The organism is Betaproteobacteria bacterium, from assembly GCA_016709965.1.
GTDB lineage: Bacteria > Pseudomonadota > Gammaproteobacteria > Burkholderiales > Rhodocyclaceae > Azonexus > Azonexus amarohabitans.
On sequence record JADJLT010000001.1, the window covers coordinates 552,684 to 576,654 of the forward strand.

A 23,971-nucleotide genomic window follows, 5' to 3' on the forward strand; every position below is an offset into this window, starting at 1 on the left:
TACCATTTATGGCCTGATTTAAAAGGACTCTGGATGATCAAGGTTTTCGGTATCAAAAATTGCGACACGATGAAAAAGGCCTTCGCCTGGTTGGTGGCCAATGACATTGCCTACGAATTTGTCGATTACAAAAAAGCCGGCATAGCCGAAGCCCGTCTGCCTGACTGGGATCAGCGTACGGGCTGGGAAAAACTGCTCAATACACGTGGATTGATGTGGCGAAAACTGACTGACGAAGAGCGTTCCGCGGTCGACCGGGAAAAAGCGCTGAAATTGATGGCGCAGTACCCAAGCCTGATCAAACGTCCAGTACTGGATACCGGTAGCCAGTTGATCGTCGGCTTCTCACCGGAAAATTACGCCGAGCAATTGAAATGAATGACAGCTTCGTTCGCCGATTCATATTCGAAGGTCTCGATATTCGCGGCGCGGTAGTTTACTTGGGTGAAGCTTGGCGGCAGATGCAGGTCGACCGTAACTATCAGCCGACAGTTGCCCAGTTGCTTGGCGAAACTGCCGCCGTTACCGCGCTGATCGCGGGCCAACTCAAGCAGCCCGGGCGCCTGACGCTTCAATTGCGTGGCATCGGACCCATCCAGTTGCTGGTCATGGATTGCAACGAACAACTGCAGATGCGCGGCATGGCGCGCAGCAACCCGGTCGTTCTGCCGGCACCCGTACCTGATTTGCTGGGTGCCGATCAGGGCGGTCAGTTGATGATGAGCCTGGACATGCCGGACGCCCGCCAGCCCTATCAGAGCTATGTCCCGATGGTTGGTGAAAGCATTGCGGCCATCTTCGAGCATTACCTTGAGCAATCCGAGCAGCAACCTTCCCGCCTTTTTGCGACGGCAGCTCCAAAAGCCGCGGCCTGCCTGTTTCTGCAAAAGATGCCTGCAGCTGATCAACACGACGAAGATGGCTGGCAGCGCATCTCGCACCTGGCCAGCACGGTCAAGCCGGCTGAATTACTGGAACTGGACGCAGAAAGCCTGCTCACCCGTCTGTTCCACGAAGACATGGATCAACACGGCATCCGGATTTATGACCCGCGACCGGTTGTCTATCACTGCCCGGAAGACAGATCGAAGGTCAGCGACATGATACGTAGCCTGGGCCGAGCGGATGCCGAGACTATCCTTGCGGAACATGGCGAGATTCTGATCCGTGACGATATCTGCAACCGCGATTACCACTTCAGCCCGAATGACGTCGCCGCGTTGTTTGCCGAAAGTGAAGGTAAGGCGCTCCATTGAGCCACTCAGTCGATCCTTTCACGCTGGGCCGTCGGGTCGAGCTGCTCTACCGAAATCTATTGATGGGGCAGATTTTTTCCGTCATCAATGCCATTACATTGACCTGGATTTCGAATTCGCTGACGGACAATCGAGCAGTTTACGGCTGGTTGCTGGCTACCATTTCGATTGCCGGCTATCGAATCAGGCAGGCAAAGCAGTATCGCGCCGAGGATGAAACCTTCAGAATCAGCAACACCATACTATGGCGGAAGCGAGCCCAATTGGGCGCCATTTTGTCCAGCATCATATGGGCGAGCGGCGCCCTTTTGCTGATGTGGCAAGGAAATACACCACTACAACTATTCACGGCCTTCGTCATGGCAGGCATGGTGGCTGGCGCAGTGCCCGTTCTCGCCGCTGATCGCTTGATATTCCGCAGCTATGCCGTACCGATCGTGCTTGCTGTCTTTGTCGGTTCGCTCGGCAGTGACGCGTTACATATCGCCTTCAGCTTGATGTCGCTGTTCTTTCTGGCGCTGGTTACTCGCAGTGCTGACCTGTTTCACGGCACGCTGGAAGAGACTTTCCGACTCGAACACGAAAAGGATGGGTTACTCGGCAACCTGGAGAAAGCCCGTGCCCTGGCGGAACGCTCGGATCGTGCCAAAACTGAATTCCTGGCCAACATCAGCCATGAGCTGCGGACGCCAATGAACGGCATTCTCGGCCTCTCGGAGCTCCTGAGTTTTGAGCCGCTGACCAATGACCAGAAATCACTGCTCGATCCGCTGCGCGTCTCGGCGCATGAGTTGATGCAGCAAATCGAGCACCTCATTCAATTGTCAGCACTCGAAGCCGGCCATGTCAAATTTCAAGCGGCTCCTTTTGTCGTCAATGAATTGCTTGATGGTTCGCTTGCAGCTCAAATCCGGAATGCCATCGCAAAAGGACTCGATCTTTCGCATTCCGCAGACCCGCATTTGCCAGATGTTCTGGTCGGTGATCTGGCGCATCTGCAACAGGTCTTTGAGCACCTGGTCGGCAATGCCATCAAATTCACCGACCGCGGGACGATCAGTATCAAGACTCGATTGATTGAGCACTCCGCAGACCAGGCCAAGGTTGAATTCAGCATTGTTGATACAGGTCCGGGCATTTCCCCGGAACAGCTCCAGCGCATTGGCGGCATGCTGGTTCAGGGCGATGCCTCAAGTGCGCGTCGATTTGGCGGAATGGGCCTCGGTTTACCGATTGCCCGCCGGCTCATCGAATTGATGGGTGGTGAGTTGGGCATCAAAAGCGAGCTGGGGAGTGGCAGTACATTTCACTTCACACTGCCCTTCGCATTGACTGAATCTGATACGGAAACAGATTCCCTCGGCGCCTGAGCGCCCTCGGAAGCAAGCCCTCAGAGCACCTTGCCCGGGTTCATCAGGCCACGCGGGTCAAGCGCTTGCTTGATTGTTCGCATCAGTGCCATCTCGACTGGACTCTTGTAACGCATTAGCTCGTCACGCTTGAGTTGACCAATGCCATGCTCCGCAGAAATCGAACCGTGCAGTGCAAAAACGATGTCGTGGACAATACGATTCACCGCTGCTTGGCTGGCGATAAAAGTTGCATTTTCCTGCGCATCCCCCCGTGAGAGGTTGTAATGCAGGTTGCCATCACCAACATGGCCGAAGGTGACAACACGGATACCTGGAAAAGCCTTAGTCAGGCTGGCATCTGCCATCGTGAGAAACTCCGGAATGCGTGACACCGGCACCGAGACATCGTGCTTGATGCTGACACCATCAATCTTTTGCGCCTCCGAAATGTTTTCGCGCAGCGCCCACAGCTTGCCGGCCTGCGTTTCAGATTGAGCCACGACACCATCGGTCACGTCGGCACCCGCGAAGCGATCAGCCAGCCAGGCTTCAAGCACAGGCGAATCAACATCCGAGAACTCGGCAAGCACGTACCAAGGGCTGGCTTCGGTCGGCCGCTGTGTATCTGGAATGTTCTTCAGGACGAGCCCAAGCGACGTCTCTGAAACCAGTTCAAAGGCGGTCAACTGCGCATCAAATTTCGATTTTGCCGCATTTAGCAGGTCGACCGCAGCAACTGGTGTGGGGACATTCAACCAGCAGGTCACCTGGGTAGTCGGCATTGGGAACAGTTTGAGCACAGCGCCCGTAATGATGCCCAAAGTACCTTCGGCACCAATGAACAGTTGTTTCAGATCGTAGCCGGTATTGTCCTTGCGCAACCCCCGCAGGCCATCCCATATTTCGCCACTGGGCAGCACGACCTCGAGACCGAGCGCTAAATCGCGGGTATTTCCATAGCGCAGCACCTGCACACCGCCGGCATTTGTGGACAGGTTGCCACCAATCTGGCACGTCCCTTCGGAGGCAAGCGCCAGCGGGAACAGTCGCTCGGCGGCGCGTGCGGCTTCCTGAACAGCGGCCAGCGTGCACCCGGATTCTACTGAAATCGTGTTGTTTTTCCGGTCGACCGCGACAATGCGGTTCAGGCGATTCAGGCTGATGACCACCGCCATGCCGCTACCATCGGGCGTCGCAGCGCCGCAATGGCCGGTGTTTCCACCCTGCGGCACGATCGGCACACCGGCTTCGCCGCAGGCCTTGACCACTGCCGCCACCTCGGCTGTATTGCCGGGGCGGACGATGCATCGCGCCGCACCGTGGTAACGGCCACGCCAGTCGGTCAGAAAAGGGGCCGTGTCGGCCGGATTGGTCAGCACCTGCGCAGTGCCGACGATCCCGGCCAGTACTTCAATCAGATCAGACGACCTGGGCGTAGAGGTCATGGTGGTCGGCATCAATGACCTTGACCTGCAGGAAATCACCCGGCTGGGCATCGAAGTGGCCGTCTAGGTAAACCAGACCGTCGATTTCCGGCGCGTCGGCCTTGGAACGGGCAATGGTGCCTTCTTCGTCGACCTCGTCGACCAGCACCTGAATGACCGTATCTATCTTGGCGGCCAGCTTGTCGGCGGAAATATCTTCCTGTACCTGCATCAGCCAGCGGCGACGGTCTTCACGGATATCCTCCGGCGGCAGGCCTTCAAGTTCGTTGGCCTTGGCGCCTTCCACCGGCGAATAGGCAAAGGCACCAACGCGATCAAGCTTGGCGTCTTCGAGGAACTGGATCAGCTGATCGAAATCTTCCTCCGTCTCGCCGGGGAAGCCGGTAATGAATGTCGAGCGGATGACGATTTCCGGACAGATTTCGCGCCACTTGGCGATGCGCTCCAGCGTGTTCTCAGCCGAGGCCGGGCGCTTCATCGCTTTCAGGATCTTCGGGCTGGCATGTTGGAATGGTACGTCGAGGTAAGGCAGGATCTTGCCCTCGGCCATCAGCGGAATGATGTCATCGACCGACGGGTACGGATAAACGTAGTGCAGGCGAACCCAGATACCGAAGCTGGCCAGCGCATCGCACAATTCCTTCAGGCGCGACTTGACCGGTTTGCCGCCCCAGAAGGCGGTGCGGTATTTGAGATCGACGCCGTAGGCGCTGGTGTCCTGGGAAATAACGAGAATTTCTTTCACCCCGGCGCGGGCAAGGTTTTCGGCTTCGGCCAGCACATCGCCAACCGGGCGCGAAACGAGGCCGCCGCGCAGTGACGGAATGATGCAGAAGGTGCAACTGTGGTTGCAACCTTCGGAAATCTTCAGGTAGGCAAAGTGGTCCGGCGTCAGGCGCACCCCTTGCGGCGGCACCAGATCGGAATATGGATCATGGGGCTTGGGCAGGTGCTGATGCACGATGCCCATGACCTCGTCGGCGGCATGCGGGCCGGTGACGGCAAGCACGGACGGGTGTGTCGATTGCACGATATCGCCCTTGGCGCCAAGGCAACCGGTAACGATGACCTTGCCGTTCTCGTTGAGCGCTTCGCCGATGGCATCGAGCGACTCCTCGACCGCAGCATCGATAAAGCCGCAAGTATTGACGATCACCAGATCGGAATTGTCGTAGCTCGGCGAAATTTCATAGCCTTCGGCGCGCAGCTTGGTCAGGATGCGCTCGGCGTCGGAAGAAGCTTTGGGACAACCAAGGGAAACGAAGCCGACGGTCGGCACTTTTTGCTGAATAGTCATGCGAAGGAAACCTTATCCGGACAGGCCGGCAAACAAAGCGCGTATTTTACGGGGGAATCAGTCCGGCAGGCGGGCAAGTGCCTGTTTCAATGCGTCGAAACATTGCTGATCGATGGCAGTTCCAACATTCGCGGCCATGATTTCCAGCGTCTTGGGGATCGGCACGGCCCCCCGGTAGGGGCGTTCGGCGGTAATCGCATCGAAAATATCGGCCGTGGTGATGACCCGCGTTTCCAGGCAGATATTCTCAGCCATCAGTCCACGTGGATAGCCTTTGCCATCCAGCCGTTCATGATGCGCTGCCGAAACCCTGGCCAGCTCTGAAAATGCATCAATGCGCGACAAAATGGTTTCGGTGTACATGGCGTGCGCCTGCACCGCCACCCACTCGTCCGCATCAAGCTTGCCCGGCTTGTCGAGAATGCTGTTGCTGACACCAAGCTTGCCGACGTCGTGCAACAACGCGCCACGTCTCAACCAGCGACGGCGTTCGTGGGAAAAGCCAAGTTCCTCGGCAATCATATCGGTATAAAGTGCAACGCGCGTGCTGTGGCCACTGGTATAGGGACTTTTGGAGTCAACGACCTGGCCGAAAGCGGCCGCAATGTCATCGAGATAGTCGTCATCAAGACCCACGACATGGCTGGCAGGCTCAAGCCCGAGCACTGCCTCGCTGATATCGGGCGAGGTCAGCGTTGCCCAGAAGGCATCTTCATCCGCGACCGCTTCGACGGCCCGAACCAGGCGCGGATCAAACCAGCCACCGGCACGTTGCCGGATTTCATCCAGCGCAGCCTGCGGCCCGCCCGCCGTGTGAAATACATCAACCACTTGCGCCAGAAGGGCGATCCGCGAATAAAGCGGAATTTCCTCGCCGGCCAATTGCTGCGGCTTGCCCTGCCCGTTGAAATGCTCATCGAGACTGTATATGCCTGCCGCCACCTGCTCGGGGAAGCGGAGGAGTCGGGCTATTTCGGCGCCACGCTGGCAGCGAGTCGCAATCAATTCCTGAGCCACTTGCTCACCAGAGCGGAAAATGGTCAACACACTGCGAAAACGTTCGGCCAGCGGCGCTTTCAGCCCGGTATGCTTGAGCACGAAATTGAGCACCTGGGGCAGACTGTCGCCCACCGTCTTGAAATCACGTTTGAAGGTCAGGTCATCAGTCAGATACAGCGCGCAAATGCGCGCCGCGTTGCTGCTACAACCAAGGTCTTTCAGCAACAGCGTGTAATAGAGATCCCACAATTGCTCATCCGGCATGCCAATACTGCGACCAATATGCATGCCGATCCAGCAGCATCGAACGCAATGACCTTCCGGCTGCCCCTCGGTGATATCCAGCGCATGACTGAGCGCAGAAATCAGTTCGGAAAGCCGCAATGGCGGCAGCTCAATGGAGGGCGAGGTGGGAGAATATTTGACGTGCATTGGTCTGATCAGATTATCAGAAAATACAAAAGTTCTCATTTTTTTAACAAAAATACAAATTCGTAGCTAGCGCACAATACGCCTTATCAATGCACAGATCGCCAGCAGCCCTCAAACACCCAGCAAGCTGGGTAACTTTCTGCGCAAATATCCTTGTCACACGACGGATATTGGTTATAATTCGCGCCCCTTGCGTTCTTAGCTCAGTTGGTAGAGCGTCTGCCTTACACGCAGAATGTCGGCGGTTCGAGCCCGTCAGGACGCACCAGAATTTGATCTATTGTGATACACAATAGTCCGAAGAACCCCGCAAATGCGGGGTTTTTTATTGCCGGTTCGTCCAGTGTCGTCTAAAGTGGTTTGAAGAAATACCATCGTTTTTGTTGGTATCGTTGTTGGTATTTCAAAGGGCTGTTGGTATACGCCCAAAAACCAACCAATTTAGAGGTGTTGCATGGCACTGACTGATCTTGCAATCCGGACAGCGAAACCGGCTGAAAAACCAAGGAAACTGGTCGATGAAAAAGGGATGTACATCCTCATCCAACCGACCGGAGCCAAGCTTTGGCGCATGAATTATCGCTTCGATGGGAAGCAGAAAACCCTCGCGCTTGGCACCTATCCGGAAACCAGCCTTGGCCAAGCCAGAGACAAGCGTGACGAAGCTCGTAAGAAACTCGCACAAGACATCGACCCTGGCGAACAGCGTAAGCTTGAAAAGCAGGAGCGTCGGACATCGCTCGCCAACACTTTTGAAGTCATTGCTCGCGACTGGATGAAGGTCCGTGGCAAAGAATGGAGCGAGGGATACGCTGGTAAGACCCGTGCATGCATGGAGCGACACGCCTTTCCATCGATTGGTAGCAAGCCGATCAAGGACATTACCGCTCCCGAACTCCTTGCCATGCTTCGCGCCATTGAAAAGCGCGGAACAGTCGACATGGCACATCGCATTCAACAGCATTGCGGCGCCGTATTTCGCTACGCAATCAGCACTGGCATAGCAGATGCGGACCCGACCCCCAGCCTTCACGGAGCGCTATCAACGGTCAAAACTGAGCACTATGCAGCGATGACGGACCCCAAGGATTTTGCCGAACTGCTGCGTGCCATTGATGGCTATCGTGGAGAGGTCACCACCAAGATCGCCATGCTGATGCTGGCCTATACCTTCCAACGGACTAAAGAAATTCGCTTTGCCGAATGGTCTCAAATTGACCTGGAAGGAGCCATGTGGCGTATTCCGGCAGAGGTCATGAAAATGCGCCAAGCGCACATCGTCCCATTAAGCAAACAAGTCATCAGCCATCTTGAGGAACTGAAAATCCTGACCGGATCTGGCCGACTTCTCTTCCCATCGACGACAAACAGGGATCGTCCAATTTCAGAAAATACGGTCACTTACGCCATCGCCCGTATGGGTTTCAAAGGCCAAATGACTGGACATGGTTTCCGCTCGGTTGCCTCCACCATTCTGAACGAACAGGGGTACCGACACGACGTCATCGAGCGGCAATTGGCACACGCCGAAAAAAGCCAGGCACGCGCAGCGTACAACCGCGCCGAGTATTTGCCCGAGCGAAAAAAAATGATGCGAGACTGGGCTGAGTTTTTGGACAAACTGAAGGCTGGAGCGACAGTTATTCCATTAAAAGGTAACGCCGCCTGACAATCTGCTCGCTTGCGCCGCGGCATTTCGCGCGGCGCCATTGTCTACGACACCTAATTTACAGATCCGCCATATGCGCAATGGTTGATGCGGATTCAGTTGCAAAAACGTGAAATCTTTAACAGTTGTACCCAGGTGGACCTTTTCAGACTCGAAAAGTTGATATAGGATTCGATCTGTTTCGTGCGCGCGAATCTACGTCATCAGTGGTTTAGTTTCTGCAGTTCCTAAATCCTTTTCCCTAGGCACTGTGAAGCTCTTCACTTGATGAACATACCCCGTCTCGGGGACTTCTGCATATCAGTATGCTTGCACGGCTGGTTCAACGCCAGCCATATAAATTCTACCTCTATCCGAACAACACGGTGTTCTGTCATACCTGAACAGACCCACAGGTACATCTCCAAACACTCCAAAGTGTGATGTGCCAAGGATTCAAGGTGCAAGCATGAACAATCCTCTGCCTACGGGTACTCGCATCCTTCGCTTGAGGGAATGTCTGAAACTGGTTGGTGTTTCCCGCGCAACCTGGTTCGATTGGAACAATCCAGCATCCAATCGGCATGACAAATCATGTCCTCGTCGGGTAAGGCTCGGCTCCAGGTCAGTTGGCTGGTTCGAACACGAGCTGCTTCATTGGCTCGAGTCGAAGCGGACTTAACCCACGCACGAAACACTTGTCCACGGATTTACCGAACCGGCCACTCGCGGGTTCGGTAGCCAGAACACGTGGCACACCGTGGGCGAGCCAACTTAAAGGAATTACACAATGGAAATGAAATCACTTTACGGCGATCTCGCCATCGACCTGCTTTGTGGGCAGGTTGAACGCAAGCTATGTGCTCCAGGAATGGCAAGCAAGTACGAAAGGCGCAGGTCTTGACTACGTATTACCTGACTGTTTCCGTAATGCCGATGAGCTTCTCCACGAAATTAAATGTGCCAAGGCGGCGGCACAGTTTATTCGGCTGATCCCGGACGAGAAGTTCCCCCATTTTGGTTTGAGCGAACTGCCGAGCACTAAATCGCTGTCTGAACTTGAGCATGAGCCGATAACCAACTTTGGAGGCATTGGTGAATTCGGTGGAAATCACATGCAAGCGTCGAACGCGCCTCTGAACAACCGCTTCTCGTAATCATCTTCGATCGATACCGAGCATTACGCTCGGTATCGATATCCCTCAGCGCACTAGGAAACTGAACATTGACGAACCGCGACAACGACATCTTTTGGGAAAAAAAGGTTTGCGAGTGGAGCCACGAGGATCTCGAGGAAGCTCGATGGGAGCCAGGGCAAGTAGTGGTGGATCAACGGAAACGGCAGTATTTTTCTTTCCTGTTTGCAGAACTCCAGAGCTTTCTCGATGAACTGGTAATGGATGCAACGATCCCTTTTGTTCCACGAGTCTGCACGAATCGTGGTGGTGCCTATGACTTCACAACGTTGGCGCAACGTTACTTCACCAAAGTTCCTGAGTTTCTGAAGGTTGCCGAAAGCTTGCCATCGCAGAATCTTTACAGCGAGCACATCGAGGTGTTTATCGCCTGCAGCAAGGAAATGGGACTGTTTGGCCAAACATTGGCCTGGACTGATATCTGGCACGCACCCAGTCTGATCTATCCGCAATTTAGTGGTATTTCTGCGGCAGAGCTATTCAATTTGCTGGTTGCCAAGCTTCGCGACCGCTGCCTGTCGCAACAGACCAAGGCAAGGGCACGAAAGAGGCAGAGCGAGGCTGACGAACGTGCGGTTGAATACCCAAGCAGTGGATCGCGACAAACTATCTCACATCGCTCCCAAGTCTCGCCGCTCGATCATCAAGCTTATTGACCAGACTGGATTGCGCGGCCTTTTCAGCAGGAAGAGTCGAACCGGTTTCACCTTTATCCAGAGCACCATCCCCCTCCGGATAAAACTCCTCAACCACTAAATCACCCTCGTCGTCGCTTTCCTCAAACGCGCCATTGGAGAAGCCCTGCCGAGCAGCCGTTTCCAGCGCAACCTGATCAAACCCGGCTTCCTGGCGATCGGCCTCAAGCCGCTTAGCCTCCGTCAGAGCCTCTTCAACCGAAACACCGCTACGCACCGTGAGATCCACGTAATAGATCGGCGTACCAAGACTCTGCCGAGTCGATTTCCCTCTCAGGCGAAGTTCCAGCGGCAGGTAAGCCAACCGGTTTCCCGAGATCGCCTGAAAGTATGCCAGCCGTGCCGACAATGTCCGGATGCTGTTGAACCCCGTGGTTCGGAATACAAAACTCCCAAGTGGATCATCGTCACCGATAAGCACATTCAAACGGCCATAGGGTTTGCAAGCGCCGTTCTGTGCCAACGAACAACCTTCCGGCGATGGACACGGCAATGACTGAACACCCGACTCCGTCCGTCGCTTGCAGGCCTCACCATTCCCGACACAAACCGGCCGACCACTTCTGCGGTCAAACAAGGCATACTCAGCCCGAAAATTCAGATCAGGATCGTTGAACAGTAACCGGATCGGAATCGAACGAATCTTCCCGCCCTGGGCTTTCCGGAAGCCTTCGTCGAAGGGGTGCGGCACCCAGCCGTCGGTGACCTGAATTTGAGACGTGATCGTAAACTGATCGTCCTTTTCCGGAAGACGCTTGCCGGCTTTCTCGACGACCTTGCCAATGGAAATCCGCCCGAGTACCGGCGGGGTGATGACCAGACCTTTCAACATGATTGTTCCTCTCAAATAAAAAACTCCCCACCGGCACCGGATGACTATCCGGTTATCGATGAGGAGTGATTGGGTTTTATTACGACGTTGGTTTTTCGGGGATGACTCAGGCCAGCACAAACCGCCGCGATCCTTGGCGTTGTTGTCCGTAGTGCTTGAGCAAATCCGGCTGATCAGCCAGCAGTTTTGCCGTATCGAGCACCACACTGTCCTTGGCTTTCTTCCAGGTCACTTCGCCCGTCTCAAAGATGGCGCGTGACGCTTCACCCATGGCCTGCTGCAGAGTCTGCTTCAACTTCGCTTCCAACTTCTCGGTTTCCGCCAGGGACTGACGGACACTGAGCCAATCAGCAAAGGTCGCTGACAGATTACGGTCGGTGCTGAAATCGACTGCGATCCCCTTGTCCTGCGGATACAAACAACGCAAAGCCAGCTCTGCTGATTCCGAACCATCGGCTGGCGGTGGTGTATCCGTCTCGACATAGCGCCAGAATGCAGCTTCCAACTGGATCAGCCGTGCAATCAGCGCTTCATCCCGGTGAATGCGATGAACCTCCAAGTGCTGACCACCGAGCAGAATAGCAACATCCGCCGCAGCTTTACCGGTCACGACGAGTTGATGCTGAACCTGCAACTGAACGTACTCCGGCACACCCTCCTTCCAGAGCCGGCTGCCGTTAATGCCGGCGGTTTTGCATTCGAGGATCTGGACGTCCGTTGCACCAATGACTTCCCGGTCGACATTGGCCAGCATCCAATGCAACTTAGGATCGGGATGTTGAAGGACTGCATTGATACGACGCACTCGATTTCCGGAACGCCGGGTGTAGTGCGCTGCCACGATGGGTTCGAGGATGTTTCCCCAGTATGCTGGGCTTTCCTCATCGAGCGGATCAGTCTTGGGCAACAGGCCATCACGGCCAGTTTTTTCGAGCCAAAGTTCAAGCTGGGATTTGTAGGGATTCAAGCCAACGGCAGCGGCAGCATCGGAACTGCCAATGCCTTGCCGACGAACATTTAGCCAGTCTTCACGCGGCAAAGCCTTGGTGCTTACCAGCCGCAATGCCGGTCGTGTCGATTGGGTAGGGGATAAAGGTACAGAGGGTAGTGCCATGATGTTCTCCAGAGTTTGGATAGGAATGCCAGAATGGGAATCCGCTCACGATCGTCAGACGACAAAAAGCCCGGTCGGCAAACACCGAACCGGGCAATCGAGGGGAAAAGACTGGGAGGCGAGAAGAGAACTACGCGACAAGCTTCAGTGCTGTATCGAGCGCACGCTGCTTGATGACAGCACCTTGGCCGAACCATGCTGAGTCCAAGCGGAATTCCGGGCTGCGTGCCCGTCGCTCGTGATCGACGTACTCGGTGACAGCATTGAGCAATCCCCATGCGGTCCCTTTAGCCGCTTCCAGTTCGGCACCACGACCTTGGCCGTCGTAGAGCGATTGCACCTTCAACAGCGCACGTTCATTGGTCAGATTCGACAGGTCAGAACTGTTGGGATCAACTTCACACAGAACCCGGAGGAAATACGCCATTGCTTCATGGCCCTTCACTTTGCGTGAAGCGAGCGTGCGCATCCGATACATGAAGCCATCCCACTGAGACACCGCGAGGCCGAGCTGTTGTTTCACGGCTTGTGCATCGAATCGGGTGTTGTGCGGTACCTTGATGGCTGAGACGGCACCATTCACGGCGATAGTCAGCGTGTTGTTGCAGACAACCCGTACCGTGGTCGGTGTTGCCGTAGTGGCCAGTGTGCCGTCACAGGACGTGGCGAGCAGCAAGTAGCCCTGGACGACATCGTTGCCCTTCAAGGCGGATGATTGGCCGGTGCGTGCCAGTGCCCAAAACTTTTTCCCGCCTTTCAACACCCCGGCGGTTTCCAGTTCATAGCCTGCCACTTGCGTGAGGTCACGGTAGAACTCCAGCACCTCGCTAGGCTGGACGACCTGGTAACGCTTGGAAACGACGGACAGGGCATCCTGCGTATCGGAACGGTAGAGCACTTTCTGATCGGCGAAGGTTTTGATGGAACCGAGCGGACCGGCGGATTCCGCCATGAAGCGAACCGGGGTTTCGAGAATCTGGAAGGACATGCCGGATTGCTCTGCCCAGATTTCGATGGGCTGCTGCGGAGTGAGTTCGTTGCCGAGGCCATGCCAGGGGGTCTCACCGACATAGGCCATTTGTTGGACTTGGTGTGCCATTTGAGGCTCCTTCAAAGATGAATTGGAATGACTGCAGATCAGCTGTCGCTGAACTCATGGCCGCAATCACCGCACTGGAAATTGCCAAGCAATTTTTCGTCCGCGACGTCGCCCAATTTGGCACCCGCGGCAGCGCCGGCGGCACCACACAACAGGCCACCGAGGATGGCACCAGCCAGACCGCCGAGCAGCATGCCGGCAGGACCACCTACGACCCCCATGGCCACGCCGGTTTTTGCGCCAGCCGCAGCGCCGCTCGCACCCGTTGCGGCAGCACCGACTGCGCCGACCGTGCTGCCAATCCTTCTGGCAGTGTGCAGGCGATGGATGTTGGTCGAATGACAGACGGGACATTTGTTACGCATGATTTTTTCTCCTGGAAATGAAAAAGAGCCAGCCACCTCAGCGGGTGACTGGCTCTTGAATGGGTGAAAAAGGGAACTGAAGGGCTGGGTTGAGTTAGCCCTTAGGTTTTATATGTGTAACCAAAATAGATTCAGATGCAGCTTGCAACCCAATACGGGAGCTACCAGAGTTCAATCCTGCCAATTGATCGAACAAAACCATAGGTCACCGACGATCCTTAGGGATATGCAGTCAGCACTGAACTGGCCACAAAGAGAAATTAAAGTTTAGAAATCCCTGTTACAATGCGCGCCGCTTCGGGATGCGACTAACCATCGCAGCAGCGGTTCTCAAGTGATTGAAACCCCAAGCAATTCGCACCTGATGGTATTTTTGTTGGTATCTTAAAGTTCGAACCAGCAAGAACGTAGAAATGGCGGTATTTTCAAGGCTTAATTCGACCCCGTCAGGAGCACCAGGTCGCCCATGTGGCTCAGTGGTAGAGCACTCCCTTGGTAAGGGAGAGGTCGGCAGTTCGATCCTGCCCATGGGCACCACCCTATCGTTGCAGAGGGTGGTGTCAGGAAGGCTTGGCAGCCTTCATGCCGCACTTTTTCAGCACAGCCAGAAACTCGCTGAAGTTCGCATCGCGAACGGTTATTCCACTCAAGGTATCGCGCAGGCTGAACATCGACTGCTCAAGCTCACCCGAAACGTGCGCGTCCTGTTTGCCGGCAGGCGCAGACTGAGCAACGGGGGGATTCGAGACAGACATCATTCTGATTCCTGTGGTTTCCAAAATTAGACAATTTCATTCTGCGTATCGCCGGCGGTGCTGTCTGTGAACAAATTCACAATGGCGTACTGATTGCCGCAGACGCCAGGGCGCACTCTCCGCTGCACGATGAAGCAAACAATCGTCGATAGCCCGACATCCTCCGCCTGTGTAAACTGAGCACACTTCTTATTCAGCCCCGACCAAGGAAAGCGCTTTGTATTCCGCCGATATTGCTGCCGTCTGGCTGACCCTCAAGCTCGCCACTGTGGTCACCCTGCTGCTGCTCGTCATCGGTACGCCGGTTGCATGGTGGCTGGCTCGTACACGATCATCCTTCAAGGGCGCGATTGGCGCGATCGTCGCACTACCGCTGGTGTTGCCGCCAACGGTACTCGGCTTCTACATGCTGATTGCCATGGGACCCAAGGGGCCGATTGGTCAATTCACGGAGGCGCTCGGGCTCGGCTTGTTGCCTTTCACCTTCCCCGGCTTGGTCATTGCCTCGGTTTTCTATTCGCTGCCCTTCGTCGTGCAGCCAATCCAGAACGCTTTCGAGGCGATCGGTGATCGCCCACTGGAGGTCGCCGCGACGCTGCGCGCAAGCCCCTGGGACGCCTTCTGGTCGGTAGCCGTGCCACTGGCCAAACCTGGCTTTTTGAGTGGCGCCATCCTGGGCTTTGCCCATACGGTGGGTGAATTCGGCATCGTACTGATGATCGGCGGCAATATTCCGGACAAGACCCGCGTCGTTTCGGTTCAGATCTACGACCACGTTGAAGCACTGGAATACGCGCAAGCCCACTGGCTGGCCGGCGGCATGGTGCTGTTCAGTTTTGTCGTGCTGATGACGCTTTATACCTTTAATCCGGCACGGCGGAAGGCGGCATGACTTTTCAAATTTCGGCCAAATTCCGGGTTGACCGCGGGAACTTCAATCTGGACGTGGATCTGAGCCTGCCCGGCCGCGGTATCACCGCGCTGTTCGGTCACTCTGGTTCGGGCAAGACAACCTGTCTGCGCGCCATGGCTGGACTGGAGCGGGCGCCAGATGGCTATTTCACGCTGGGTGACGAAGTGTGGCAAGACGAGGCGCGCCGCCATTTCGTGCCGCCGCACCGACGAGCCATTGGTGTTGTTTTTCAGGAAGCCAGCCTTTTCCCCCATCTTTCGGTGCGTGCCAACATGGAATTCGGCCGAAAAAGAGCCTCGACCACGGTAGCGCGTTTTGCCTTGCCGGAAATCGCCGGACTACTTGGCATCGCCCATTTGCTCGACCGCTCCCCGAAGCAACTATCCGGCGGCGAACGCCAGCGCGTTGCCATCGCCCGCGCCCTGCTTGCCGATCCCAAAATCCTGCTGATGGACGAACCGCTGGCAGCGCTGGACCTCAAGCGCAAGCTGGAAATACTGCCATATCTCGAACGCTTGCACCGCGAACTGGCGATGCCGATCATCTACGTCAGCCACGCGCCGGATGAGGTCGCACGCCTGGCCGACCATCTGGTTTTGCTCGACGAAGGTCGTGTGGTGGCCAGCGGTCCGCTCAATACAGTGTTGAGCCGTATCGACCTGCCGGCGACCTTTGCCGACGATGCCGGCGTCGTCGTTGAAGCCAAGGTTGCCGAACATGAAATCGACGAGCTGACACGCCTCGAATTCCCAGGTGGCAAGATTTACGTCTCCCAGCGCCACGAGCCGGTCGGTACGCCACTTCGCTGCCGCATCCACGCACGCGACGTCAGCCTGGCGCTCACACCGCAATTGCAGAGCAGCATCCTCAACTGCGTCCACGCGGTCGTCGTCGATCTGGCGCCGACCGATACCCCGGGCCATATCCTGGTCAAACTCGATGTCGCAGGCGCCCCCCTGCTCGCTCGCATCACCAAACGCTCTGCCGAAAATCTCGGCATTTGCCCAGGCCTGGCCTTAAGCGCCCAGATCAAGGCCGTCGCCCTGCTCGCCTGAACCCCGACATATTTCGTTTTTGACTGTTTTTTCCGGTTGACCGCGGGTATCGGTCAATTTGACTGACAACATCACCCACCTATTGCAATTGCGCAACAACTGTCCGCAATCCATAATTTGCGAAATATTTCACAACTACCACCCCAAACCAATCGATTATAATTAGAATCATATTAACCAAATATGAAGATATTGCAGCCAAAAACCCCTTGTTTTGCATATCTTTGGCATATTTATCACTCGTTAATTCAGTAAGGAAATGAAATGAAACGAGCGGCCCTCTGGATTGTTGACGCTCGTTGAAAACTGACCAGAAAAGCGAGGTTGTGCGCGCTGAAAATTGACCAGGGTGATTAACTAGTCCGCTCATTTTTTGAGCAGGATTTTAGGAGATGATCACCATGAAGGATCTGGGAAGGATTCGGCGGTTGTTTTACCGGGATGGCGTGTCGCTATCCGAGATTTCGAGGAAGACGGGGTATAGCCGGAACACCGTCAAGCGTTGGTTACGGACGCCGGAAGGCACGGAGCCGAAGTACGAACGGGAGAACCCGAACGTCAAGATTGCGCCCTATGCGGCGCGACTCATCAAGGCGCTGGAAACGGATGCTCGGCGCCCGAAACGGGATCGGCGTACGGCGCTGAAACTCTTTGGGTGAATTGCAGGCGGCCGGATTTACGGGCACCTACTGCCGGGTCACTGAGTTCATCCGGCGCTGGCGTTCCGATGGTGGCGCGGCGGTCAGCAAAGCCTTCGTTCCGCTCCACTTTGAATTAGGCGAAGCCTTCCAGTTCGACTGGAGCGAAGAGCATTTGGTGATCGGTGGTGTCTGGCGCAAGATTCTCGCCTCGCATCTGAAGTTCTGTGCCAGTCGGGCCTTTGTGGTTCAGGCCTACCCGACGCAAGGCCACGAAATGCTGTTTGATGCCCATACCCGTTCGTTTGCGGCCTTGGGCGGCATTCCTCGGCGCGGCATCTACGACAATATGAAGACGGCCGTGGATAAGGTGCAGAAGGGCAAGTCCCGTATCGTCAATGCCCGCTTCTCGGCCATGGCCTCCCACTACCTGTTCGACCCGGATTTCTGCAATGTCGCCAGCGGCTGGGAGAAAGGCGTTGTCGAGAAGAATGTCCAGGATAGCCGGCTGCGGCTCTGGCAGGATGCCGGCAAGGAACGCTTCAGCTCTTTCACCGAACTGAACGTCTGGCTGCTCGAACGCTGCCGTAGCCTGTGGCAGGAATTGCGCCATCCTGAGTACGCGGATCTGACGGTGGCCGAGATGCTGGAACACGAGCAACCGAGCCTGATGCCAATGGTGGCGCCCTTCGATGGGTATGTTGAAACCCTGGGCAAAGTCTCCAGCACCTGCCTAGTCACGCTGGATCGTAATCGCTATTCGGTGCCGTGCGAGTTGGTCGGCCAGGTCGTTAGCCTGCGTCTCTATCCGGAGCGGATTGATATGGTGGCGCACGATCTGCGCATGGCCAGCCATCCACGTAGTTTCACCCGGCAACAAACGCTCTACGACTGGCAGCACTACATTCCGCTGATTGAACGCAAGCCGGGTGCCTTGAGAAATGGCGCGCCATTTGCCGACATGCCGGAAGCTTTGCAGCGCCTGCGCAGTTTGTTGCTGCGTCGAGAAGGTGGTGATCGGGTCATGGCCAAGGTCCTGTCAGCGATTGCGCAGTTCGGTCTGGAGTCTGTGCTGGTGGCGGTCGATCTGGTTCTGGAATCAGGCTTGCCCAGTGCCGAGCACGTCGAGAACATGCTCAATCGACTGAAGTCTGGACCCATGCCACCACCGGTGGAGACCCCGCTGACGATCAGCGAAGCACCGATCGCCGATACGGGTCGCTACGACCAGCTGCGCGTGGAGGTGAGCGACCATGCGTGAGCTGATGAGTGAGTTCAAGGAGCTGCGCCTGCACGGCATGGCTGGTGCCTGGGAAGAGCTATCGGCCAACGGTGGCGCCGGCATCGACACTTCTCGCTGGTTGATCGAGCATCTGCTGCAGGCCGAACATACTGACCGGGTCATGCGCTCGATTGGCTACCAGATGCATGCGGCCCGCTTCCTGTACATCGGGATCTAGCGGGATTCGACTTCGATCAATCGAAGGTAGATCAGAAACTGATTCGGCAACTGGCCGACCTGTCCTTTACCGAGGAAGCGCAGAACGTGGTGTTCATCGGTGGCACGGGAACCGGCAAGACGCACCTGGCCACGGCACTGGGTGTTTCCGGGGATTGGGCACCATAACAAGCGGGTTCGGTTCTTCTCGACGGTGGATCTGGCCAATGCCCTGGAACAAGAGAAGGCGGCCGGCAAAGCTGGCCGGATTGCCTTGGGACTGCTGCGCATGGATCTGGTGATTCTCGATGAGCTGGGCTATCTGCCGTTCAGCCAGGCTGGTGGTGCCTTGCTGTTTCACTTGCTGTCGAAGCTCTACGAGCACACCAGCGTGATGATCACGACCAACCTGACCTTTGCCGAATGGCCGAGCGTCTTCGGCGATGCCAAGATGACGACGGCGCTGCTCGACCGCCTGACGCATCACTGCCACATCGTGGAAACGGGGAATGAGTCATTTCGCTTCCGGCACAGCACGGCAACGGCCAAGTCGAGGATCAAGGCAAGGGAGCAGAGCAAGCGGGGAAATCCACCCGAGGAGGACGCGTTCTGATCAGGCCGCGTTGGAAATCCGTTCCGGACTTCGTCCTCCACGGCTTTCCCAACGCATTCATCGTGGCTCGGAAATCGATTGTTCTGAGCTACACTTATCCACAAGCCAACCTATGTCAGGTGGCTATCACACCTGGTCAAAATTCAACGAGCACAGGTGGTCAAAATTAAACGCGCGCCGACACATGTGGATCAAATTTGGCAGCGCCAAGACCGTTTTGAATTGCAGAATGAGATTGATACATGCTTACCTCGACATGGTTGTTGAACAATGCGTTTATTCATAAATATGAATTAACGTAAATATATATTTACACAACCAAGGTTAAATTGCAAGCATTTTGTTACATGCGTTAAGATATCTAAACAATGATACGTTTTCGAATACAGGAATTACTCGCAGAAAAGCACTTCAAAGAAGGCCGCCGGATTACATTGCTGGAGCTTTCACAAGCAACCGGCATCAACCGAGTTACGCTTTCGAAGATGGTGAATCAGCGTGGGTACAGCACGGTCACAGACAATCTGGACAAGCTGTGTCACTACTTCGACTGCAAAATTGATCAGCTCGCTGAGTACGTAAGTGACGATGGAAATGCTGCTGTCTAGTCACAGTCAGCAGTAGTCCTTTTCATGCAAGGGAAGAATGGTGACTTGATTCTTAGTCACATAATGGCCACGGAATGGTCACGTTTTGGTCACACGCGGCGAAACGGAGACATCGCTTGCCGCAGCGCAGAAAACAAAAAACCCGCTTAGCATTATGCCGAGCGGGTTCTTAATTTTCTATCACAAGCCCTAAGTAGTTGATTTGGTGGGCGGTACTGGGATCGAACCAGTGGCTTCCACCGTGTGAAGGTGGCACTCTACCGCTGAGTTAACCGCCCAAATCAACTACACCTCTGACCTACGACTCCTGCTGTGTGAAGGCAGTGCTCTACCGCTGAGCTAACCGCCCACAACAGAGGCGCGCATTTGACCATAAGTCAGCCGACGAGTCAAACTCGGGTCAGCTAGAATAGCACTCTTTGTCCTGAATAGACTCCGCATCCATGAAGCCTGTCCGCACTCGTTTTGCTCCCAGCCCCACCGGTTATCTGCACATCGGCGGTGCCCGTACCGCACTGTTTTCCTGGGCCTATGCCCGCCGCCATGGTGGCACCTTTGTCCTGCGCATCGAAGATACCGACGTCGCTCGTTCGACACCTGAAGCCGTTCAGGCCATTCTCGACGGCATGCAGTGGCTGGAGCTGGGCCACGACGAAGGTCCGTTCTACCAGATGCAGCGCATGGCGCGCTACAAGGAAGTCATTCAACAAATGCTGGCAGCCGGCACCGCCTACTATTGCTATACCAGCCGTGAAGAGCTTGATACCCTGCGCGCCGAGCAGGAAGCGAATAAGGAAAAGCCGCGCTACGACGGTCGTTGGCGCCCGGAAGCAGGCAAGACCCTGCCGACACCGCCAGCCGGCATCCAGCCGGTTATCCGCTTCAAAAACCCGAAAGATGGTGTTGTTGCCTGGGAGGATCAGGTCAAGGGCAGCATCGAGTTCGCCAATACCGAGCTTGACGACCTGATCATTGCCCGTGGCGACGGTACGCCAACCTACAATTTCTGCGTCTGCGTTGACGACTGGGACATGGGGATCACCCATGTCATCCGCGGCGATGACCACGTCAACAACACGCCACGCCAGATCAACATCCTTCAGGCGCTCGGTGCCGAGATTCCGGTCTACGCCCATTTGTCGATGATCTTGGGCGACGACGGCGCCAAACTGTCGAAGCGCCATGGCGCTGTCTCGGTCATGCAATATGACGAAGATGGATTCCTGCCCGAGGCTGTCATCAATTACCTCGCACGCCTGGGTTGGTCGCACGGCGATGACGAAGTATTTTCGCGCCAGCAATTTGTCGAGTGGTTCGACCTCGACCATATCACCGCCTCGGCCGCCCAGTTCAATACCGAAAAGCTCCTCTGGCTGAATCAGCACTACATGAAACAATTGCCACCAGCCGAACTGGCGGCCAAAATCAAGACCCGACTGGCCGAACGCGGCATCGATACGGACGCTGGCCCCGATATTGAAAAAGCCGTAGTTTTGTACGTTGACCGCAGCAATACCCTGAATGTGCTCGCCGATGCTGTCGAAGTATTCTATGGCCACGTCACCCCCAATCCGGAACTGCTAGCCCAGCATCTTGGTGATGATGCCCGGCCGGCACTCGCAGACTTTGCTGCCGGTATTGCCATGGTTGCCTGGGAAACGTCCGCGATCAATGCCTTGATCAAGGAAACAGTCACCAAGCACGGCCTGAAAATGCCCAAATTGGCGATGCCCCTGCGCGTGCTGCTGACCGGACAGGCACAGACACCCGCTGTCGATGCGGTCATCAACCTGATCGGTCGCGAAAAGGTTGCCAGCTCATTGGCTGCTTATCTCTAAATAATCGCCAAAGGCACTTTACAAGGACCAAGGTGATCCCTATAATGCGGCCTTCTTTCGCGGCGGGGGTATAGCTCAGCTGGGAGAGCGCTTGCATGGCATGCAAGAGGTCCGCGGTTCGATCCCGCGTACCTCCACCAAAAGCGCGAAAGAAAATAGTCCGGGTCCCCATCGTCTAGAGGCCTAGGACACCGCCCTTTCACGGCGGTAACCGGGGTTCGAATCCCCGTGGGGACGCCAAGAATTAGGCAGTAAAGGTTTAGGAGTGGTAGTTCAGTTGGTTAGAATACCGGCCTGTCACGCCGGGGGTCGCGGGTTCGAGTCCCGTCCACTCCGCCAACATTGAAGAGAACCGGATCGTTCCGGTTTTTTTTCGGGGCGAAGAGAATAGTCTTTTACCCAAACAGTTCGGCTGTCTCTCGATGTGGGGGTATAGCTCAGCTGGGAGAGCGCTTGCATGGCATGCAAGAGGTCCGCGGTTCGATCCCGCGTACCTCCACCAAGCGCCGAACTGGTAGTTGCTGTAGATTGAAAGTCCGGGTCCCCATCGTCTAGAGGCCTAGGACACCGCCCTTTCACGGCGGTAACCGGGGTTCGAATCCCCGTGGGGACGCCAAGGTTTTAGCGCGGAGTGGTAGTTCAGTTGGTTAGAATACCGGCCTGTCACGCCGGGGGTCGCGGGTTCGAGTCCCGTCCACTCCGCCAACTATTAAAAGACCAGCCTAGGCTGGTCTTTTAGCTACCCCGACAAAAATTGGGTATTCCCCATCGGGGTATAATTAAAGTTTTAGGCGATTCGTTCGTGCCAGGAGCCCAATTCATGCTGCATCGCAAAGCTCTGTCGCTACTTCGCCGTTTGTGTGGCACCGCGCTGTGTGCAGCTCTCTTGCTACTGTCCGCACCTACGCTGGCAGACGCCGACTCCTTCACCTCGGACAATACGCCAAGACTTTCCTTGATCATGCCTTCGCTGGCCGATCCTGGTTCTGCCGACGATACGGATATGCTGATCGTCCATGAAATGCCGGTCGTTCCTCAGTTGTCGAGCACCATCGACCTGACTATCCATTCGAATAATCTGTGGGAACGCATTCGCAACGGTTTTGCGATGACCAATCTCAACGACGATCTGGTCCTGCACTATCAGCAGTGGTACATGAATCGTCCCGATGCACTGCGCCGCATGGTTGAACGCAGTCGGCCCTACTTACATTACATCGTTGAAGAACTGGAAGCGCGAGGCATGCCGACCGAACTGGCATTGCTGCCCATGGTGGAAAGCGCGTTCAACCCGAATGCCAATTCATCAGCCCATGCCTCAGGTCTGTGGCAGTTCATCCCGGCCACCGGAAAACGATTCAATCTCGAACAAAACTGGTGGCGTGACGAACGGCGGGATGTCCTTTCGTCAACGGGTGCGGCGCTGGACTACCTGCAAGCGATCTACGACATGCACGGAGATTGGCATCTGGCGCTTGCGTCGTATAACTGGGGTGAAGGGGCAGTCAAGCGTGCGATTGGAAAGAACGAGTCGCGCGGCCTGCCAACCGACTATCCCAATCTGACCATGCCCAACGAAACCCGGAACTACGTGCCCAAGCTGCAGGCACTGAAGAACATTCTGGGTGACCCGGCCATGATCTCCCAACTGGGTTTGCCGGTGATCCCGAACGAACCCTATTTTGCAACGCTGGAAACCCGTCGCCCAATGGATGTCAAGACGGCAGCGCGACTCGCAAACATCTCACTGGAAGAGTTTAAGCGCCTGAATCCATCGCACAATCGCCCGATCATCAAGGCTGACACCCCACTGGTGATCCCTGCCGACAAACTGGACGCCTTCCGCAGCAATCTGAAAAACACGCAGGCACCGCTAACGCAATGGCAGGCCTACACCGTCACTTCGGCCTCCAGGCTTGATCGTATTGCAGCAGATTTCGACACCACAGCACGCGAACTGGCTCAAGTGAATGGTCTTTCAGAAAAAGTTCGTCTGGGCGCCGGTTCAACCTTGCTGGTACCGGGCAGCGGAAGCAGCATCAGCCTGAATAACTTGCTGAATACCTCGGCGCCGCAACACATCATTGAACCGGAGCCGGTTGTACACACCTGCGGCAAGGCAAAACGCGGAAAACACGCGGCCAAGAAATGCAGCAAGCGTGAGCAGCGTCTCGCCGCAAAAAGCAACAAGGCAGGCGGCAAGGCAGCAGCAGGAAAAACCGGCGGCAAGCAATCCAAGGCCGCCGAAAAATCCGGCAAGGCAAGCGCCAAGGCTGCGGCCAAAGCGACCGGCAAGAGCAAGACGAAGGGTGCTGTCACCACAAAGCCCGGCAAAAACGGGGCCAAGGTCGAAAAATCCAACCGTGGCCGTCGGGGCTAGTAC

Annotated in this window: 20 protein-coding genes, 9 tRNA genes and 2 pseudogenes; 22 read left to right on the top strand and 9 right to left on the bottom strand. The window is 55.8% G+C overall.

Going from position 1 to position 23,971, the window contains the following annotated elements:
• Positions 1-33: 33 nt before the first annotated feature.
• Genes IPJ12_02740 through IPJ12_02750 form a run of 3 tightly spaced genes read left to right on the top strand, consistent with a single transcriptional unit; the run spans position 34 to position 2,626 of the window.
• Positions 34-378, top strand: a complete 345-nt coding sequence (locus IPJ12_02740; protein ID MBK7646099.1) for an arsenate reductase — start codon at positions 34-36, stop codon at positions 376-378.
• Positions 375-1,256, top strand: coding sequence for an Hsp33 family molecular chaperone HslO (locus IPJ12_02745; protein MBK7646100.1), 882 nt, complete (start codon positions 375-377; stop codon positions 1,254-1,256). Before IPJ12_02740 ends, IPJ12_02745 begins: the two co-directional genes overlap by 4 nt.
• A complete protein-coding gene (locus tag IPJ12_02750; GenBank protein ID MBK7646101.1) occupies positions 1,253-2,626 on the top strand; it encodes a hypothetical protein in 1,374 nt (457 codons plus the stop codon). Before IPJ12_02745 ends, IPJ12_02750 begins: the two co-directional genes overlap by 4 nt.
• 20 nt (positions 2,627-2,646) lie before the next feature.
• Here the strand turns inward: IPJ12_02750 and IPJ12_02755 are convergent, their stop codons facing one another.
• Genes IPJ12_02755 through IPJ12_02765 form a run of 3 tightly spaced genes read right to left on the bottom strand, consistent with a single transcriptional unit; the run spans position 2,647 to position 6,781 of the window.
• The gene (locus tag IPJ12_02755) at positions 2,647-4,053 is read right to left on the bottom strand and encodes an FAD-binding oxidoreductase (protein ID MBK7646102.1); all 1,407 of its coding nucleotides are present in this window, start codon (positions 4,051-4,053) and stop codon (positions 2,647-2,649) included.
• Entirely contained in the window at positions 4,028-5,350 is a 1,323-nt protein-coding gene (gene rimO, locus IPJ12_02760) for a 30S ribosomal protein S12 methylthiotransferase RimO (GenBank protein ID MBK7646103.1), read from the bottom strand. Before rimO ends, IPJ12_02755 begins: the two co-directional genes overlap by 26 nt.
• 57 nt (positions 5,351-5,407) lie before the next feature.
• Positions 5,408-6,781, bottom strand: a complete 1,374-nt coding sequence (locus IPJ12_02765; protein ID MBK7646104.1) for an HD-GYP domain-containing protein — start codon at positions 6,779-6,781, stop codon at positions 5,408-5,410.
• A gap of 192 nt (positions 6,782-6,973) precedes the next feature.
• Here IPJ12_02765 and IPJ12_02770 point away from each other — a divergent pair.
• The 5 genes from IPJ12_02770 (at position 6,974) to IPJ12_02790 (ending at position 10,281) form a co-directional block, all read left to right on the top strand.
• Positions 6,974-7,049 (top strand) — tRNA-Val (locus IPJ12_02770).
• 186 nt (positions 7,050-7,235) lie between these two features.
• A complete protein-coding gene (locus IPJ12_02775) occupies positions 7,236-8,450 on the top strand; it encodes a tyrosine-type recombinase/integrase (GenBank protein MBK7646105.1) in 1,215 nt (404 codons plus the stop codon).
• Between the two features lie 448 nt (positions 8,451-8,898).
• Positions 8,899-9,111 carry an AlpA family phage regulatory protein gene (locus IPJ12_02780; GenBank protein MBK7646106.1) on the top strand — a complete coding sequence of 71 codons (213 nt, stop codon included), beginning with the start codon at positions 8,899-8,901 and terminating at the stop codon, positions 9,109-9,111.
• A gap of 163 nt (positions 9,112-9,274) precedes the next feature.
• Positions 9,275-9,586 carry a hypothetical protein gene (locus IPJ12_02785; protein ID MBK7646107.1) on the top strand — a complete coding sequence of 104 codons (312 nt, stop codon included), beginning with the start codon at positions 9,275-9,277 and terminating at the stop codon, positions 9,584-9,586.
• Positions 9,587-9,654: 68 nt separating this feature from the next.
• Positions 9,655-10,281 carry a hypothetical protein gene (locus IPJ12_02790; GenBank protein MBK7646108.1) on the top strand — a complete coding sequence of 209 codons (627 nt, stop codon included), beginning with the start codon at positions 9,655-9,657 and terminating at the stop codon, positions 10,279-10,281.
• On the opposite strand, the gene IPJ12_02795 is transcribed toward IPJ12_02790, so the two are convergent.
• From IPJ12_02795 to IPJ12_02810, 4 genes are all read right to left on the bottom strand, one after another.
• The gene (locus tag IPJ12_02795) at positions 10,232-11,152 is read right to left on the bottom strand and encodes a hydrolase or metal-binding protein (GenBank protein ID MBK7646109.1); all 921 of its coding nucleotides are present in this window, start codon (positions 11,150-11,152) and stop codon (positions 10,232-10,234) included. The genes IPJ12_02790 and IPJ12_02795 overlap by 50 nt on opposite strands.
• Before the next feature lie 106 nt (positions 11,153-11,258).
• Positions 11,259-12,266: a YqaJ viral recombinase family protein gene (locus tag IPJ12_02800; GenBank protein MBK7646110.1), complete on the bottom strand. Its 1,008-nt coding sequence runs from the start codon at positions 12,264-12,266 to the stop codon at positions 11,259-11,261.
• 130 nt (positions 12,267-12,396) lie between these two features.
• Positions 12,397-13,365 carry a DUF932 domain-containing protein gene (locus IPJ12_02805; GenBank protein MBK7646111.1) on the bottom strand — a complete coding sequence of 323 codons (969 nt, stop codon included), beginning with the start codon at positions 13,363-13,365 and terminating at the stop codon, positions 12,397-12,399.
• A 38-nt stretch (positions 13,366-13,403) separates the two neighbouring features.
• Positions 13,404-13,730, bottom strand: a complete 327-nt coding sequence (locus tag IPJ12_02810; protein MBK7646112.1) for a hypothetical protein — start codon at positions 13,728-13,730, stop codon at positions 13,404-13,406.
• A gap of 462 nt (positions 13,731-14,192) precedes the next feature.
• Here IPJ12_02810 and IPJ12_02815 point away from each other — a divergent pair.
• A tRNA-Thr gene (locus IPJ12_02815) sits at positions 14,193-14,267 on the top strand.
• 23 nt (positions 14,268-14,290) lie between these two features.
• On the opposite strand, the gene IPJ12_02820 is transcribed toward IPJ12_02815, so the two are convergent.
• The gene (locus IPJ12_02820) at positions 14,291-14,488 is read right to left on the bottom strand and encodes a hypothetical protein (GenBank protein ID MBK7646113.1); all 198 of its coding nucleotides are present in this window, start codon (positions 14,486-14,488) and stop codon (positions 14,291-14,293) included.
• A gap of 214 nt (positions 14,489-14,702) precedes the next feature.
• Here IPJ12_02820 and modB point away from each other — a divergent pair, with 214 nt between their 5' ends.
• The 5 genes and pseudogenes from modB to IPJ12_02845 all read left to right on the top strand — a co-directional run bounded on the left by modB (position 14,703) and on the right by IPJ12_02845 (position 19,750).
• The gene (modB, locus tag IPJ12_02825) at positions 14,703-15,377 is read left to right on the top strand and encodes a molybdate ABC transporter permease subunit (GenBank protein ID MBK7646114.1); all 675 of its coding nucleotides are present in this window, start codon (positions 14,703-14,705) and stop codon (positions 15,375-15,377) included.
• Entirely contained in the window at positions 15,374-16,453 is a 1,080-nt protein-coding gene (gene modC / locus IPJ12_02830; protein ID MBK7646115.1) for a molybdenum ABC transporter ATP-binding protein, read from the top strand. Before modB ends, modC begins: the two co-directional genes overlap by 4 nt.
• A 401-nt stretch (positions 16,454-16,854) precedes the next feature.
• Positions 16,855-18,352: pseudogene (locus IPJ12_02835) on the top strand (IS21 family transposase).
• Positions 18,345-19,142: pseudogene (locus IPJ12_02840) on the top strand (ATP-binding protein). The pseudogenes IPJ12_02835 and IPJ12_02840 overlap by 8 nt, the downstream one beginning before the upstream one ends.
• A 368-nt stretch (positions 19,143-19,510) precedes the next feature.
• Entirely contained in the window at positions 19,511-19,750 is a 240-nt protein-coding gene (locus IPJ12_02845) for a helix-turn-helix transcriptional regulator (protein MBK7646116.1), read from the top strand.
• Positions 19,751-19,953: 203 nt separating this feature from the next.
• Here IPJ12_02845 and IPJ12_02850 read toward each other — a convergent pair.
• Positions 19,954-20,028: transfer RNA gene (locus IPJ12_02850), tRNA-Val, on the bottom strand.
• Between the two features lie 165 nt (positions 20,029-20,193).
• Between IPJ12_02850 and gltX the strand changes: the two genes are divergently transcribed.
• From gltX to IPJ12_02890, 8 genes are all read left to right on the top strand, one after another.
• The gene (gene gltX / locus IPJ12_02855; protein MBK7646117.1) at positions 20,194-21,588 is read left to right on the top strand and encodes a glutamate--tRNA ligase; all 1,395 of its coding nucleotides are present in this window, start codon (positions 20,194-20,196) and stop codon (positions 21,586-21,588) included.
• 64 nt (positions 21,589-21,652) lie between these two features.
• A tRNA-Ala gene (locus IPJ12_02860) sits at positions 21,653-21,728 on the top strand.
• Between the two features lie 24 nt (positions 21,729-21,752).
• A tRNA-Glu gene (locus tag IPJ12_02865) sits at positions 21,753-21,828 on the top strand.
• 22 nt (positions 21,829-21,850) lie between these two features.
• A tRNA-Asp gene (locus IPJ12_02870) sits at positions 21,851-21,927 on the top strand.
• A gap of 87 nt (positions 21,928-22,014) precedes the next feature.
• Positions 22,015-22,090, top strand: a tRNA-Ala gene (locus tag IPJ12_02875).
• A gap of 38 nt (positions 22,091-22,128) precedes the next feature.
• Positions 22,129-22,204: transfer RNA gene (locus IPJ12_02880), tRNA-Glu, on the top strand.
• Between the two features lie 12 nt (positions 22,205-22,216).
• Positions 22,217-22,293: transfer RNA gene (locus IPJ12_02885), tRNA-Asp, on the top strand.
• A 115-nt stretch (positions 22,294-22,408) separates the two neighbouring features.
• The gene (locus IPJ12_02890) at positions 22,409-23,968 is read left to right on the top strand and encodes a transglycosylase SLT domain-containing protein (protein MBK7646118.1); all 1,560 of its coding nucleotides are present in this window, start codon (positions 22,409-22,411) and stop codon (positions 23,966-23,968) included.
• Positions 23,969-23,971 lie beyond the last annotated feature (3 nt).

What these genes read in the sequence shown, in the direction of transcription:
- IPJ12_02740 (MBK7646099.1), top strand. Translation starts at nt 34, where the DNA reads ATGATCAAGGTTTTCGGTATCAAAAATTGCGACACGATGAAAAAGGCC.
- IPJ12_02890 (MBK7646118.1), top strand. Translation starts at nt 22,409, where the DNA reads ATGCTGCATCGCAAAGCTCTGTCGCTACTTCGCCGTTTGTGTGGCACC.
- gltX (MBK7646117.1), top strand. Translation starts at nt 20,194, where the DNA reads ATGAAGCCTGTCCGCACTCGTTTTGCTCCCAGCCCCACCGGTTATCTG.
- IPJ12_02755 (MBK7646102.1), bottom strand. Translation starts at nt 4,053, where the DNA reads ATGACCTCTACGCCCAGGTCGTCTGATCTGATTGAAGTACTGGCCGGG.
- rimO (MBK7646103.1), bottom strand. Translation starts at nt 5,350, where the DNA reads ATGACTATTCAGCAAAAAGTGCCGACCGTCGGCTTCGTTTCCCTTGGT.
- IPJ12_02765 (MBK7646104.1), bottom strand. Translation starts at nt 6,781, where the DNA reads ATGCACGTCAAATATTCTCCCACCTCGCCCTCCATTGAGCTGCCGCCA.
- IPJ12_02810 (MBK7646112.1), bottom strand. Translation starts at nt 13,730, where the DNA reads ATGCGTAACAAATGTCCCGTCTGTCATTCGACCAACATCCATCGCCTG.
- IPJ12_02745 (MBK7646100.1), top strand. Translation starts at nt 375, where the DNA reads ATGAATGACAGCTTCGTTCGCCGATTCATATTCGAAGGTCTCGATATT.
- IPJ12_02775 (MBK7646105.1), top strand. Translation starts at nt 7,236, where the DNA reads ATGGCACTGACTGATCTTGCAATCCGGACAGCGAAACCGGCTGAAAAA.
- IPJ12_02800 (MBK7646110.1), bottom strand. Translation starts at nt 12,266, where the DNA reads ATGGCACTACCCTCTGTACCTTTATCCCCTACCCAATCGACACGACCG.
- IPJ12_02780 (MBK7646106.1), top strand. Translation starts at nt 8,899, where the DNA reads ATGAACAATCCTCTGCCTACGGGTACTCGCATCCTTCGCTTGAGGGAA.
- IPJ12_02805 (MBK7646111.1), bottom strand. Translation starts at nt 13,365, where the DNA reads ATGGCACACCAAGTCCAACAAATGGCCTATGTCGGTGAGACCCCCTGG.
- IPJ12_02795 (MBK7646109.1), bottom strand. Translation starts at nt 11,152, where the DNA reads ATGTTGAAAGGTCTGGTCATCACCCCGCCGGTACTCGGGCGGATTTCC.
- IPJ12_02820 (MBK7646113.1), bottom strand. Translation starts at nt 14,488, where the DNA reads ATGATGTCTGTCTCGAATCCCCCCGTTGCTCAGTCTGCGCCTGCCGGC.
- modC (MBK7646115.1), top strand. Translation starts at nt 15,374, where the DNA reads ATGACTTTTCAAATTTCGGCCAAATTCCGGGTTGACCGCGGGAACTTC.
- IPJ12_02845 (MBK7646116.1), top strand. Translation starts at nt 19,511, where the DNA reads ATGATACGTTTTCGAATACAGGAATTACTCGCAGAAAAGCACTTCAAA.